11 protein-coding genes are annotated in these 14,252 nt (G+C 33.0%); all 11 read right to left on the reverse strand.

Annotated features, from left to right (window positions below; genetic code table 11):
- The 11 genes from D1606_RS16520 to D1606_RS16570 all read right to left on the reverse strand — a co-directional run bounded on the left by D1606_RS16520 (position 1) and on the right by D1606_RS16570 (position 13,806).
- Positions 1–1,839 carry a polymorphic toxin type 15 domain-containing protein gene (locus D1606_RS16520; protein ID WP_119417118.1) on the reverse strand — a complete coding sequence of 613 codons (1,839 nt, stop codon included), beginning with the start codon at positions 1,837–1,839 and terminating at the stop codon, positions 1–3.
- Positions 1,836–2,147, reverse strand: coding sequence for a hypothetical protein (locus D1606_RS16525; RefSeq protein ID WP_119417119.1), 312 nt, complete (start codon positions 2,145–2,147; stop codon positions 1,836–1,838). Before D1606_RS16525 ends, D1606_RS16520 begins: the two co-directional genes overlap by 4 nt.
- Positions 2,144–2,812, reverse strand: a complete 669-nt coding sequence (locus D1606_RS16530) for a DUF5081 family protein (protein WP_119417120.1) — start codon at positions 2,810–2,812, stop codon at positions 2,144–2,146. Before D1606_RS16530 ends, D1606_RS16525 begins: the two co-directional genes overlap by 4 nt.
- On the reverse strand, positions 2,809–3,114 hold the full coding sequence (locus tag D1606_RS16535) for a WXG100 family type VII secretion target (protein ID WP_158582413.1): 306 nt from the start codon (positions 3,112–3,114) through the stop codon (positions 2,809–2,811). The genes D1606_RS16530 and D1606_RS16535 overlap by 4 nt, the downstream gene beginning before the upstream one ends.
- 1 nt (position 3,115) lies before the next feature.
- Positions 3,116–3,517 (reverse strand): hypothetical protein, encoded by a 402-nt coding sequence (locus D1606_RS16540; protein WP_119417122.1) that lies wholly within the window; start codon positions 3,515–3,517, stop codon positions 3,116–3,118.
- Positions 3,518–7,981: a type VII secretion protein EssC gene (gene essC, locus D1606_RS16545; protein ID WP_119417123.1), complete on the reverse strand. Its 4,464-nt coding sequence runs from the start codon at positions 7,979–7,981 to the stop codon at positions 3,518–3,520.
- Between the two features lie 12 nt (positions 7,982–7,993).
- Entirely contained in the window at positions 7,994–9,265 is a 1,272-nt protein-coding gene (gene essB / locus D1606_RS16550; protein WP_119417124.1) for a type VII secretion protein EssB, read from the reverse strand.
- Between the two features lie 14 nt (positions 9,266–9,279).
- Positions 9,280–9,531 (reverse strand): EsaB/YukD family protein, encoded by a 252-nt coding sequence (locus tag D1606_RS16555; protein WP_119417125.1) that lies wholly within the window; start codon positions 9,529–9,531, stop codon positions 9,280–9,282.
- The gene (gene essA, locus D1606_RS16560) at positions 9,524–9,997 is read right to left on the reverse strand and encodes a type VII secretion protein EssA (RefSeq protein ID WP_119417126.1); all 474 of its coding nucleotides are present in this window, start codon (positions 9,995–9,997) and stop codon (positions 9,524–9,526) included. Before essA ends, D1606_RS16555 begins: the two co-directional genes overlap by 8 nt.
- A complete protein-coding gene (gene esaA, locus D1606_RS16565) occupies positions 9,987–13,361 on the reverse strand; it encodes a type VII secretion protein EsaA (protein ID WP_119417127.1) in 3,375 nt (1,124 codons plus the stop codon). Before esaA ends, essA begins: the two co-directional genes overlap by 11 nt.
- A 148-nt stretch (positions 13,362–13,509) precedes the next feature.
- Entirely contained in the window at positions 13,510–13,806 is a 297-nt protein-coding gene (locus D1606_RS16570; protein WP_119417128.1) for a WXG100 family type VII secretion target, read from the reverse strand.
- Positions 13,807–14,252 lie beyond the last annotated feature (446 nt).

A 14,252-nucleotide genomic window follows, 5' to 3' on the forward strand; every position in this document is an offset into this window, starting at 1 on the left:
TTAGTGTGTCAGTTTTACATTCAAATAAGTGTTTTTTAATTGCCCAGGTGTCATACTTCTTGCCATTTCTCTTATTTGTTCATCAACAACATCAATTCTATATCTCCATTGGGAACCAATTGAAGAATTAATGCCCTTATGCCCCATTCCACCAATTTTATCTGGTTTTCCACCTGCAATTTGATCTGGATTATGAAGTGCTGCTTGGGTATTCAGCCATTCTTTAGCTTCTTTTTCTGCTTCATCAAACGATTTTCCGTTAGCCATAAGTTCTGCAAGCTTATCAGAAAATGCTTCTTCTCGAGCGGTTTGTTGAGCAACATTACCTTCTAACGCTCGGCCCTCAGCAATATATCTTTCTCTATTTTTTAGATACTCATCAACCGTTAACTCATTCATTCCTTTTTCTTGGTCTTTTAATTGTCTAGCAAACTCTTCTGAATCATGTTTTACATTTCTATTAAAATTCACTTCAATTTCTTTTATTCTAGGTACATCATCTAAATGCTTTTTTGTATTACCCGTACCCTTAGATTCCTTTATAGCATCCTTCTCCGCCTGTTTTATGGCTATATAATTTTCAGCTTTCTCTGTTAGTTTACCAGACGATTCGCCTCGTTCAAAACCTGCAAATACCTTGTTACCTGTTGTGGTTTGTACGGTTCTTACTTCAACTGGACGGAATACGTTATCAATAAATTTAGCAGTTCCTCGAATGCTCTTTTGTCCTTCTTTTGATGTCACTGTGGCAATAATAGGATGAGTCAGGGCAAATTTCAGTTGGTCTATATGAGCTTTTCCAAGTTGTTTGGCGTGTTCTAATGTTTTGTTAAACGACGTTTCCATTGATTGTTTGACCGATTTTACACTATCCGTAGCTTTCAATGCCTGTTGTTGTGTTTTTGCCACCGTTGTTTTTACGGCTTGCTTTCCCGTTATAGTCAGGTTATCCACTGTGGTTTTAATTGGTTTGACGGCATCATCCATTGTTTTAGAGACTGTTTTCATTACCGTTCCTAGGGCTGGCATGTGCTTTAGTAATGACTTTGCCGCTAGTCCACCGGCACCAGGTACTATCGCAAATGCACCGCGCATCATTCTTTCTTCATCGGACAGTTTTCTGCCTGAAATGAGGTCTTCTCCTTTGACTGCTCCTACCGCGTCGATGGTCGTATAAATAACCCCTGCGGCTAAGCCTGCGGGTGGACAAACTATAGCCAAACCGACTACCACACCTGTTGCAATCAGGTTAAACCAAAATTCTTTTTTCTCTTGTCCCGCTCGGATTCCTTCGTATTCGAATGCGCCGCTGTTTAGTGCGGCTGTACGATAATCTTCTTCTGATGCTGTTTCACTTGGATTTTGGATTTTCCAAGTTTCGAACTCTGTTTTGAGTTTGGCTGAGTAGATTGTATCCGTATCGTATAGATCATTTAGCGTAATTTTATCTTTTGCACCTGAGAATAAGGAACCTTCCTGGACGTTAATCGTATTGGCTGTTTGATACGCAGTGACATTTAAATCAGTCATCTTTTGAATGTATTCATCGATTGCCTCATAAAAGGGTGTATCTACCTTTTCGTCTATAATTTTACCAATTCCTTTGGCATAATTATAGAGTTTTTTATAGTTTTGACGAATCGGTTTTGCTTCTGGTTGATAGGTTTTAGGATTAAAAGAGATGGCACCATCAACATCTTTTTCAGCAATTTCGCCTTTTGAATCTTCGAATAATTCATCTGCATCTTCATATTTATTGTCATACTTATGGGCTTCATTGACATTTTCTAATGCAGAGGCGATTTTCTTCCATTTTTCATCTTCATACAGAAGCTTCACTCATCCATCAGCCCCAATCCTTTAGCTATCTCCGTTGCTAATGCCTGATCTTCTTCAATCATACTGTTCATAATATCGTTGACTATTGAAAAAGCACGACTATATAAATTGTTTAACTCAAGCATTCGACTATTGGCTTCGTCATATGTCCCCATTATTTTTTTCGCTTTTCCTTGTTGATAAAAGTTAATATCATTTAAGGCTTCAATCGCTGGTTTCATCTTATCTTCAAGCTCAGTTATAATTTTTTGAATGTATTGGATAAATGAAATCATCTCTTCTACATTCATTTTTATTTCTTGAGTCATCGTAAATCCGCCTCCTTATAAGGAAAACGATAGAAATCATAAATTTTCTTTACAAGGAAATATTGACTTAGTTGATAGGTGTTTTCTTGGTTGACATCGATTCCTTGAAGTTTTCCGTTATTTTCAAAGAAAATCCATTGTTCTATAGATGTTGTTTTTTTCTCATAGTCAATCTTAAAACATTCTAGTTGTACAGTTGATTTTTCTTGTTCAAAATATTCTTCGACGTCATTTTGCCTAATGATTTTTTTCAAATAGGTTGTATCTTCCGGTAATGGTTCTCGGTTAAAAAGTGGATATCCTTCCATAATTCTTTTTAAAAAGGCTATATCTTGATGCACATATAATTGAAATTTTCCATCTTCACGCCATTTAATAGTGATCAGATGATTGTTTGTTCCAAAGCCTGTCATGAGATTATCTAATCGGATATAACGATTGCTTATAGCATATTGCTCTAGAAGTTGAATGACCATGCCTCCGTTAGTTGTTAAGTTTCCGTCAACAGTCATAATTTCCTTATCAATAAGACTTTGCTTCGCCTCGTCAAAGCCTTGTGGATGTCTCATCACAAGCAATTGTCGATCGGGGAGTCCAAATAACATTTGACATTTAAATGCTGAAGCTAATAATAGTAATTCTTCAGCTGTATATAATGCTGTCATCCGATTCCCTCCACCTCATTGACTATGTGTTCATTCATAAGTTGATCCATATGCTTCTTTAGATTTTCTAATGCTTTTAAGTTTTTATCTGCAGCGTCACACAGATCAAAATGGTATTGAATAAGAATGTCTAAAAATGCCTGAAATTCATCTTTTGCTTTACCCGACCATTGTGAATTACTTAATGTACTTTTAAATCCTTCTGCACTTGCATGTGCATCCAATAAAGAACGATTTATAATTTTGGCTTGCTCGATTGCTTTATTTAAACTACTTCCGGTGATTTCAACATTTTGAGACATATCATTTCCCCTTTGCAGCTTTTTCTCGTTCTCTGGCTCTTGCCTCTGCTTCTCTACGTCTTTCCTCATCTGCTAGACGTTGATAATATCCAGCCCGTTCGTTGGCAATAGTAATGGCAGTTGTGTAACTAATTTTTTCATTCTTTAAATCGTCCATTAATTGTTCCATTTTTTGATCAACAAGCGTTTGTTTTGTTTTATATAATTCAGCTGGAAATCCAACATCACTCAAATTAGGATGTTCTTGCTTATAAGCATTCGTTGATTTTTCAATGTCATCGATCCTATCCTGCAAGCTTTCTTTGTCGTTTGACAATGCTCGAGATAGCTGACGATAGTTTTTGGCCTTAATTTCATAATTACTTAACCCCCAATTGAAGATGTTCAAATCTTCCCAAGCCATTTAGATCACCTCCACTTGCAACACTGATAAGATTTTCACTTTTTCCGTATGATTACCTTGAATCATATAAGCCTCATATGCATTTAATTCTTTTTCACGATATGGTCTTTGAACTTCTATCACACTTTGATCATTTAAACGTACCATTGAAATAGCTGTATTCAATTTTTTCAATGCTGTTGAAACTTCATCATAACTTCGTGACATTTGGCTCTTCATACCAAAGATGAAATGGATACCATATGGTGCTCCATCTGAAATTACTTTAGCTAGCTGCGTTTGTGAGGTAGAAGACAACTGACTATTAATAGCTTCCATGTCAGTAAATAACACAACAATTGGACTCAATTGCTTTGTAAATTCACGTAATGAAGAAATACCATCTTCCTTTTGTTCAACAAAAGATTCTTGTCGAGCTTGCATTGCTTCTAACACCTGTTCGATTAAAGCTGTTGTATCTTCAATTTGTTGAATATATTGTGCTTTATATGTTTGAAGTGAGCTATACAAAGCAGTTACTTGATCGACGATAAGTAGCTGTGGATTGAACGTTGACCTTTCCATAGAATTTAAAATAGCTTCATATCCCTGCATAAATCTTCTTTCTGTATCAGCTATGACTATTAGATGTTGTTGGATACTAAAATCTAGAGATACTGCTTCTACATTTTCCATATCAACAGCAAATGGCATTTTATCTTCAGCGTATGCCTTTTTAACTGACGATAATTCTAAGAAAAATTCTTCTGTCACACGTTCTGGTACCATTGGAATAGAAGCAGGTTTTGTACCATTCCAGTTGCGGCTAATTTCTTCAATATTGTTGCGCAGATTTTCAGATAATTGTAAATCATCTTCCCCTTCTGCCGGCATTGCTACTTGCATTAGAACTACTTCATCTAACTTGATCAAGGCGCGACCTGGATTTTCTTCAATTGTTACATCTGATTTTCCCATGATGCTTCTGCTTTCTGATTGATCAATCATGTATAACACAATTTGTGTTTTAATGTTAATAAGAATTGGTGTTCGAATGGCTAGTTGTCTACTTGCTGTCATAACAAGGAAAATACCTAGTCCTACACCATCCCGTGCAATTTTCGTCATTAATTCATCAAATCCATCTTTTAATGAGGATTCATTTGCCGCATCCATTACATCTATGAAAATGACGATATCAGGTAATGGTTTATGTGTTAGTTCTTTATACATAGCAGCTGAAGCGACACCATATTGACTCAATAACTTTTTACGAGTTTTTATCAGTCCATTTATACGTTTCATCCATTTTTGAAGTTTTTGTTCCTCATCTAAACGAATCATATCCGCTACATGCGGAAGTTTGCGTAATGGTAGTAAACCGTTTGTACCAAAATCAAGTAAATAAAAATGTACTTCTTCCGGTGTATAATAATCTGCAATTTGCATAGCAATCGTTTGGAGCATCGTACTTTTCCCATAACCAGGGCTTGCAAAAATTGCTAAATGTCCATCCTTTATAAAATCAATGGTGTACGGTGTTTGCAATTGCTCATGTGGTAAATCTAACATACCAATTTGAGCTATTAAATGATTGTTTTTTCTAGGTTGCGGTTTTAGTTCGAATCGATTTATTCGTTCTTTCAATGGTGGCAACCAAGGTCTTGGGATTGACTTGATTTTTTGAGATACTGCTGTTTCATGAATTTCCTCTATAACCGCTTCAAGTTCTGTTACTTGTTGTTTTGCGATGACTTTTTGGGAAAGGCCACTTAAGTCTTCGGTTAAAACTTCAAATTGGCCCAACTCATTAATGGTGTAAATGGTAAAGTCTTCAACATCCTCAACTGTTTGATTTCCTTTATAGATTGCTCCACTCCAAGCACTTTGGAAAAGTTCGTACACTTCATTGTTACCTACTTGTAGATAAGCTCGACCGGGTTGTGTAATATCTGCGGCGTCTTTTGTTTTTAGAACTTCATTCGAATCACTTTCATTTTGCACTTTTAATGCCAACTTAAATTTTGAGTTTGACCAGATTTGATCATCTACGACTCCACTAGGTTTTTGCGTTGCAAGGATTAAATGTATACCAAGAGATCGACCAATTCGTGCTGTTGACACAAGCTCTTTCATAAAATCTGGTTGTTCTGCTTTTAACTCAGCAAACTCATCAGAAATAATAAAAAGTTCTGGCATAGGTTCTTGCACTTTATGGTCTTCGTAAAGCTTTTGATATTGATGAATATGATTTATGTCATTTTCTCCAAATATTTGTTGTCTTCTTCTAAGTTCTGCTTTTATAGAAGCTAATGCACGCAAAGATTGTGCTCCATCTAAATTTGTAATGGCCCCCAGTAAATGAGGTAAATCTTTGAATAGATTTGCCATTCCTCCACCCTTGTAGTCGATTAAAAGGAAGCCAATATCATATGGATGGAAGTTTGTAGCTAATGATAGAATATACGATTGAATGATTTCTGATTTTCCTGATCCTGTTGTGCCGGCAACTAAACCATGAGGTCCATGTGCTTTTTCATGCAAGTTTAAATAGACGATATCTTCTTTTCCTCTCAAACCGAGTGGTACAGCAAGACTTTTATATGGTTTATGATTTTGCCATCTCGATGCTATTTTCAATTCTTGCACCGTTGAAACGCCATACATTTCCATATACGTAATACTTTCAGGTATACGGTTTTCGAGATTTTGCAAATGCTCATAGGCAGCTAATCTTCTAGCTAGTTCTTCGAGTAAATCATCAGAAACAACTGATTCCAACTCAAATAATTGCTTTTTCAATTCGCCATTTTGGATAAAGAGTTCCCCTGTTGTTGAATCTTTTATCCGAATAACAGTTGAAATGTGCTCAGGTAAGGATTCCAAAACATCTTGTACATAAATCACAGATACTCCTAAATTTCTGCAATCTTCTTGTAGCAGTTCCATTATGGTATGATCTAAAATAATCGTTTCATCTGTAATTACAAGAACAATTTGCGGTATAAATACATTCAATTCTCTTGCATTTTTCTTTTCTATTTGTAGTTTTCTTTCTTTAAGCATTTGATAAAGTGAATTCATAACTTGTTCTTTTGAACGTTCGTGGTAGACAAATGAGCGAACATTGATAGATTGTAGACTGGCATGTGGTAGCCAACGCATCCATTCCCATAAGGATTTTTCTTGCTCCTTAAAAACCATCACAAATTGAACTTCATGGTAACTATGGAAAAAAGCTAATTGTGCAATCATTTGTTTTAGTTGTTGCAAAACAAGTGGACGTTTTCCTATATAACCCACTGCTCCATTCATCAAATCTACAATAATTGGAGCATCCTGTATATGGTTATACTGCTGTTCTATCTGTATTGCTTTCTCCATTAAGGGATCCTCTTCTAATGTGAATTCCTCTACATTTAATTTGATAGGATAACTTGCATCAATTGTTCCTTTACCTAAGCGATAAAATAAGAAATCATTATGAAAAGGCGTTTTTTCATACATTCTTGCAGAATGCTTCCGCAACAATTCTACAAGGTTAAGTATCTTTGGATAATGATATCCAAGTGCTTTAAATTGTTCTTCTTGTACTTCATATAATTCTTTTGATTTTTCCAATAGATACGCATTATATTTAACATCACGATTTTCCATATCTTTTTTGTACTTTTTTACATTTCGAATGTATGCCGTGATTGCATAGATAACTGTTACGACTGTCATTGATAGCATCACTATAATGTAGATTCCAGTTGGCCTAAAAATAGAGACCAATAACATTGCAGCCAACATCACTAATGGTGGAACAATAATTCGACCTAATTGTTCACTAGGCTTGGTAGGCCTTGAAGGTGGTGTAGCAATCAATTTATCCTCATCTGGTTGATGGTATCGAACCCTTGGTGAACGATGATACGTATTTTTAAATTCCAATGTTTTGAATGGTATTTCTTGTAATTGTACATGACAACCATCGACTGGACTTGCAACTGTCAATAGATCATTATTGATAGAAAGTATGATATTTTGGATAGAAAGCAAATCTCCATCTTGGAAGCTTCCTTGTAGCATTGATTTGTTATTAACAAATAGATGACCTTCAACAGTAAAATAAGAATATTCATGTTGGTTTACTTTATTGATAATGATTTTTACGGGAGTATTTCCTTTTACAATAATGGTATCTTCCACTTCATTCCCAAGAGTCCAATGTGTAACACCTAAAAGGTCATAACACGTATTCTCAACTTCTAAAAACGTTAATGTTACATTGGCAAATGCTTTTTTTTGGTTAATATTTAACTGGTCATTATTAACCATTAATTGTTTACCATCCCACACACAAATTAGATTATTCTCCATAAATGGGATAGTAATCGTAGCTTTTATGTCCGAACTGATCGTAATTTTTTCTTGCTGATTTGGATTAAATTCGTAGCGATGAAAATGATTTTCTTCAACTACTGTTAAGATATACTGCATCTCATCGCTCCCCTATTCTTCATTCTTATTATCTTGTTTTTTCTCAGCATCTGCTTTTTGTTGTTCTGCTAATTGCTGTTGTTTTTGCTTTTCTTCTAATAATTTTTGAGCTTCTGATTCTGCTGCTTCTTTTGCAGCTCTTTCTTCATCTTCAATTTCTTTTAATTCGTTCTCAATTTCTTCTAATTTAGCATTCTTTTTTTCTTGTTCCATTGTTGTATTTTTCTTTAATTGGTTTTGGTAAAGACTCAAACTATATTTTTTCAAATCATTTACATCTAAACTTTGTGCAAGTTTTAAACTCCCACTAAAGTCGTTACGTGCAATTTTAATCCAATAATTTAATATTCGATCATCTGATATTGTAGAGATAGAGTTTATAGCATTTGTTTTTTGCGTATCAAATAACCCAGTTGTTTTTACACTTGAAATTGCATATATTTTTTTAATACTTTTAGGTAGTTGATCAAGATCTTGATCTTTTAATAATTCTTTGACATCTAAATAATTTTCATTAATATACGAAGCATTGGCCTCGTTATATAATTCTTCAATTGGAATCTTAGAACTGAACGCATATAGGACCAAAGATAAAAGAATAATACAAACAATAGACAATGATAGAGTCGCAATCTTAAATCCTTTAAATTGATTCTTCGCAACCTTTTGAAACTTTTTCACAGACTTCTGATGCTCTTTTTGGTAATATTCCATCAATAATACTTCAAGTTGTTCTATATTTTCAGTATTTTGAACAGCTAATTCAAATGCAGTTGTGTTAGCACGTGCTAATGAACCATTCATTAAGTCTATAAATTGAAACTCATTTGAAAATGTTGAAATTACTAAACATTTATATGCTTTTAAGAAATCATCTTGAGCATTTTTTAGTGGTGGAAGAACATTTTTTATACCGCGATAAACCATAAACGGCATGAGATTAATATCGAACACTAAATTATCAGGATGTAATACAATGGTAGAACGTCCATCGATTAGTTTAAAGAATCGTCCAACATTATGTAGTAGTCTAAGTTGCTCCGCCCGCTCTAACTGATTAATCGAACTAAATGATTTAAAGCCGGCTAAAGAATATTGAAATTCTATATTTTCACCATCTATTTTTACATCTGAATGTAAGAAATAGCTTGTGTCCTGATTTAATAGCGTCAGTTCTTGTTCTGTTCTTAAAGAAGTCTCGGCTCGTGGTATAGATAATACTAGCAACTCATCTTGCTTTCTTACTTCGAATTCGATGTCTTCTAGTTTGAGTTTTTTTTCCATTGCAAATTCCCCTTTTAATCTTGTTCTCCATCAATGATTAGTAACTCTCCATTCGAAATGAAACAATCTAATAATTGATCTTCAGGTTGAAGTGTTATCCTTTTTAAAGGAATTTTTATGATACTATTCATATCTATCTCTTCATGTAAATTGTTTTCTAAAGCGATTAATAACTGTTTAACTGTCATTTTCTTTGAGATGGCTATATCGTAAGTCCGTCCTCCTCTTTTAGAAAAATCGATTGTAACTCGTACATGATTATTCATTTGATTCACCTACATTTAGCTTTTTCTGTAAAAAGAATATGCCAAAGCATAACCCCGTAATAATGATGAAAAGAATTGTGAAAAAGAGCCAGCGATTCATCTGACTCTCCTTCTTTTCTTCTTCCAACTGGATATTACTTACACTTATTTTTTCTTGAAATAATTGAGTTGTTGATAATTCAATTTCTTGATTCATGAAGTCTTTTTGAAAGAGTGAGTTTAATGTACTGTTCTCTTCTTTCTTTTCGGTTTGTTTAATATACATTTCTAATTGATCACTTTCATCAGTAAATAAATCCTCTGTTTCTACTACATTGTTATCAGTTGTATCAACTTTTGTTTTATCTTCATTAATACGATTGATATCAATATTGAGTTGTCCATTATCTTCTTCAGCTAGAACAGTTGTATTTGATAGAATTATCGACCCTGTTAAAATAGAGACACACAACCATTTATGCTTCATAAACAGCCTCTTCTTTCTTTTGTGAAAATCTTATGACAAATAAATTCAAAGTAAAGACTAATATAGTCGCAATTGACATGAAAGCAATTGTTATAAAGCTACCGTTAGCGTTATTTAAAACATTGGAAATGCTAACTTCTAAATAATGTAATGGTGACCACCTAGAAAATTCTTGAATAATATGAGAACGTTCAAAGTCAAATCCTAGTGCTTCTGTAAAGAAGATATACATACTGATAATCAGTAAAATCAAGAACATACCTATCATTTTCAATTGACGAAGTAAGTAAGTTGTAAAAAGGACTAATAGCGTCATTAACAAAGTTATAATGACTATCCAAATTACGGGTGAAACAGATATAAATTTATTAACTGTTAAAGATAATGTACCTACTATTAATCCTTCAATTATTGCAACTGCTGTTGTAAAGAGAAGAATAGGTAAATTACTTCGAACCAAGCCTTGCTCTTCGCTATTCTCAAAATCAGTCTTTTTGAATGTGAATTGTTTAAAACTTGACATTACATATGCTGTAAATAAAGCAAGGAATGATGCTATAACGATTAGATAAAAAGTAGTACGCGTATCACGAACATTTTCTACGGAGGATTTTTCCATACTGATTGGATTTGATAAGAAGTCATATAATGCTTCATTTTGCTTATTTCCTATTTTACTGTTTGCTAATACATTTCTGAAATTCATCGCATAATCGTTATCATTTGAAACTTTCTTGATTAAATCATCAGCTAACTTATCTGCTTTAGTTGTAATCATGGAACTACCATTTTTCACTTGTTCTGCAGTTTGATATATATTGTCGAATGAATCATAAACAGAATCTGCTTGTGAATTAGCTATTTCAGCTCGATCAGCAACAGAACTACTTGCTGCCAATAAATCCCCGATGCCATCCTGCAAATCAATACTAACTTGCCCTGATAAATTGTTAATGTCACTCATTTCTGTACCCGACAGTACAAGATTATTACTTGCTTCTCTCCACTGTTCAGCTGCAGGTAAAAGTAGATCAAGTTCATCATTTTGTTGTTGTGCAGAAATTATTGCTTCATCAATTTGTTGCAGTAATGTTGGAAATCTATCTATTATTTCATTTAACTCTTCATTGTATTTATTTACCTGATCATTAATATTGCCCATATCTTTTGCAAGCTTAGACGTTATATCATCAACCAAAGTTTGTTTAATGATTGAAATGATAAATTCCTTCATACCTTTATTAGAAAGTGCATAATAAAGAGAATCTGGTTGCTTACTTCCTATTTTTTCAAAAGTACTATTGCTAAGCTGAGCAAATTGATCTGGATTTGTCACATCAATATTAAAATACAAATTAAATAAAGCCTGTAAACGTTGATAGTTCCAAATAGAAACAGCAACTTGATTTGGAATGTCATCTTTTGTTGCAAGTGTTGTTTCAATTTCATGATGAATAGTATCATTTGTTACAGTAATTTCTTTTTGTGAAGAATCCGATGACTTTTCAATTTCTTTTGTTTTTATTTTTGCTTTAGCATCTTTTCCTGGAGATTTTGTAATATTTTGTTTTGAATTTTCTGTTGTTTGAGTCTCCTCTTCGATCGAGTTTTCTTTGTTGTTTACTATTTCTTCTTTTTTATCTACTTCATTTCCGTCTTGTTGAGCTTGGTTTTCTTCAGTGGTTTCCTTAGTCTCTAAATTTTGCTGTTCATCATTTAAAATAACTGAATTTGTTGGGATAGAAACCTTGGTAATCAAATTATTAGAAAGGGCTGTTTCTTCGTAATGCCTACCTAATGTCCAACTCCATTTTACAGGTGCCAAAATGTCTGTACTTGGATCAACTAAAGAAAATGTTGCGGACACCCTAATTTTTCCTTTCGGCAAAGCTGGTAATTCGATTGTTCCAGGTTGTACAGTAAAATCCGTTCCGTTCGGTAATGTCAATACAATATTCTTCGTCACAAAACCAGTTGGAGCATTTATGGAAAATGTTCTATCTCCTGCTTCTTGAGCTGATATTTTGACTTCATCTGTTAAAATCGTACCTTCATACATAAGTTGTTGTTTCATCTGCTGAATGTAATATTGAATTGAAAATTGTCCACTAGTTGAAACCGGGTGATTCATCTCGTTCGCATATTTTTTTGCTGCGGAAATAATTTTTGATAATTGCTCCCTTGTAGTTTGAGATACTTCTACATTACTAAGTTGTTGTTCATCTAAAGATGGTAATTGGTCGATTGTTTGTAATATATTCTTTTCAATATTACTTTTTGGAACTAGTAATAATGTATTAATTTTGGCTTTGTTCTTTGAATTAGACAAAGAATCATTTAAAGAATCTGTAACTAATTCAGAGACTTCTGTTGAAATAGTATTATTTATTTGATTATTTAATGATGTAGTATATTGAGAAATGCTCTCGTTTGTTGTTGTTAAATTTGTTTGAATTTCTGTTGTTAGAAGTGTAGTGTCTTCATCAAGCTTTTTACTTAATAGAAGTTGTTGGTCTTTTATCATTTGTATAGTTTCTTCCGCATTATTCGCATCAACTGCTGTACTATTTTCATCAATAATACTTAAAAGATTATTAAAACTGTCATTTCCTGCTGAAAGATATTCTTGCATCATTTTCATTGTATGATCGACTGAAGTTGCACCTTCTAAACTGCTTTGAGCATCCTTTGAGAAATTGTTCAAATCTTTGTTAAGTCCACTGAAAGTATCTTTGGTATAACTAGTACTGTCATTTACTTTTTTTAGATTACTTGAATAGTCATACAAAGGTTCATAGATGTTGGATGCATAGTTTGCAGCTAATTGATCTTGCTTTTTTACAATATTACTTAGGTTCTTCTGTGCAGATTGTAAATTTCCAATAACACTTGCAAAGAAAACATCAATGACTTTTTGATTGAAAGTGTTTAATAAGTCTCCTGAAATTTTCTGAGCTTGAGCTTTTGTTATTTCATTATCTGATTCATTTAATTTATAAAAAAGATTAATAGGTTCAGGTGATACATCATCTATTGAAAGTGCCTTTTTGGTAAAATCATTTGGAATCGTAATGGCCATATTATACCGTTTATCGGCAATTCCACTATCTGCTTCAGCAGCATCTACTATATGAAATCGATGATTATCATTATTTTCTAAACTTTTTTTAAATTCGTCTCCAAAGTTATATTCTTTTCCATTGTAGTTCACTGACTCATCAAGATTAACGACAGCAACATCCATCTTGAAGTCTGCTTTTTCTGTTTTTTCCTTTGTTGCAGAGTTAAAAGATATGTATGAAATAGTTGCTGCAAGAAGTAATACCAGAGCTATAAAAAGTGGTAACTTATTTTTTTTAGTCATTTCTACACCTCATTTGTTCTTCTTTTATAAAAATAGGACCGTCGTAAATTCAACGGTCCTAAAGTTACTCTAAGTATATTAGAAGGTTTACTAGTTTCTAGAGTTTCAAGGTGTTGACTGTGAACCTTCGTTGAATAAACTAAATGACTTATTGTAACCCAAAGTTTCTAGAAAGCTCAAGATCATGTTGTTCAACAGCATTTGCAGTAGTTTGAAGTTGTCCCTGGATTTCTTCTAATAATTTTGAAAATTGTTGTACTTTTGGTCTTAATTGTTCAAATTGAACATCAAATTGTTCAAATGCTTTACCTTCCCATTCTGATCGAAATTTATCTTGTAAATTAGATAAATCTGTTAATATTGCTTCAATTTGCGCACTACTTGTACCATATCTTTTCGCATCATTTCTAAGTTGTTCTGGTGTCATACGAATTTGTCCTGCCATGATTACCATCTCCTCTACATTTTAAAAGTTATTTTTAATACATTGGAACTTTCTTACGAACAAAGTTTATGTGAAATGAACTATAAAGGTCAATTCTTGATATTTTGGTATAATAATAATCTCGAATATGAGATAATTTCTGTTATTTGTAAAAATCTAGTTATATTAAGCATATACACATAAAAATTATAATGATTCTAATAATTGCCCAAAAGTACCTTTTTTGGAAACAGGGAGATTTATTAAAGAAATTTTCTTACAAAAATAGCATTTCAAAAGTCATGTTTTAAAGGATTATATTTTCCTTTGTCTTTTTTCACAAAATTCAACAGGACCATTTTAATTATTTTCCTTGAAGTTTTTACCTACTATTAGACTATTTTTTACAAATCACATTTAAAATACCTAAATTATAGTAATTTATTATTATAAATATAATTTTTAAT

It is taken from the genome of Rummeliibacillus sp. POC4 (assembly GCF_003576525.1).
Lineage (GTDB): Bacteria > Bacillota > Bacilli > Bacillales_A > Planococcaceae > Rummeliibacillus.

Bases quoted from the DNA above. Each gene is read 5' to 3' on its own strand.
- essB (WP_119417124.1), bottom strand. From the start codon at position 9,265: ATGGAAAAAAAACTCAAACTAGAAGACATCGAATTCGAAGTAAGAAAG.
- D1606_RS16530 (WP_119417120.1), bottom strand. From the start codon at position 2,812: ATGACAGCATTATATACAGCTGAAGAATTACTATTATTAGCTTCAGCA.
- D1606_RS16555 (WP_119417125.1), bottom strand. From the start codon at position 9,531: ATGAATAATCATGTACGAGTTACAATCGATTTTTCTAAAAGAGGAGGA.
- esaA (WP_119417127.1), bottom strand. From the start codon at position 13,361: ATGACTAAAAAAAATAAGTTACCACTTTTTATAGCTCTGGTATTACTT.
- D1606_RS16525 (WP_119417119.1), bottom strand. From the start codon at position 2,147: ATGACTCAAGAAATAAAAATGAATGTAGAAGAGATGATTTCATTTATC.
- D1606_RS16535 (WP_158582413.1), bottom strand. From the start codon at position 3,114: ATGTCTCAAAATGTTGAAATCACCGGAAGTAGTTTAAATAAAGCAATC.
- D1606_RS16540 (WP_119417122.1), bottom strand. From the start codon at position 3,517: ATGGCTTGGGAAGATTTGAACATCTTCAATTGGGGGTTAAGTAATTAT.
- D1606_RS16570 (WP_119417128.1), bottom strand. From the start codon at position 13,806: ATGGCAGGACAAATTCGTATGACACCAGAACAACTTAGAAATGATGCG.
- essA (WP_119417126.1), bottom strand. From the start codon at position 9,997: ATGAAGCATAAATGGTTGTGTGTCTCTATTTTAACAGGGTCGATAATT.
- essC (WP_119417123.1), bottom strand. From the start codon at position 7,981: ATGCAGTATATCTTAACAGTAGTTGAAGAAAATCATTTTCATCGCTAC.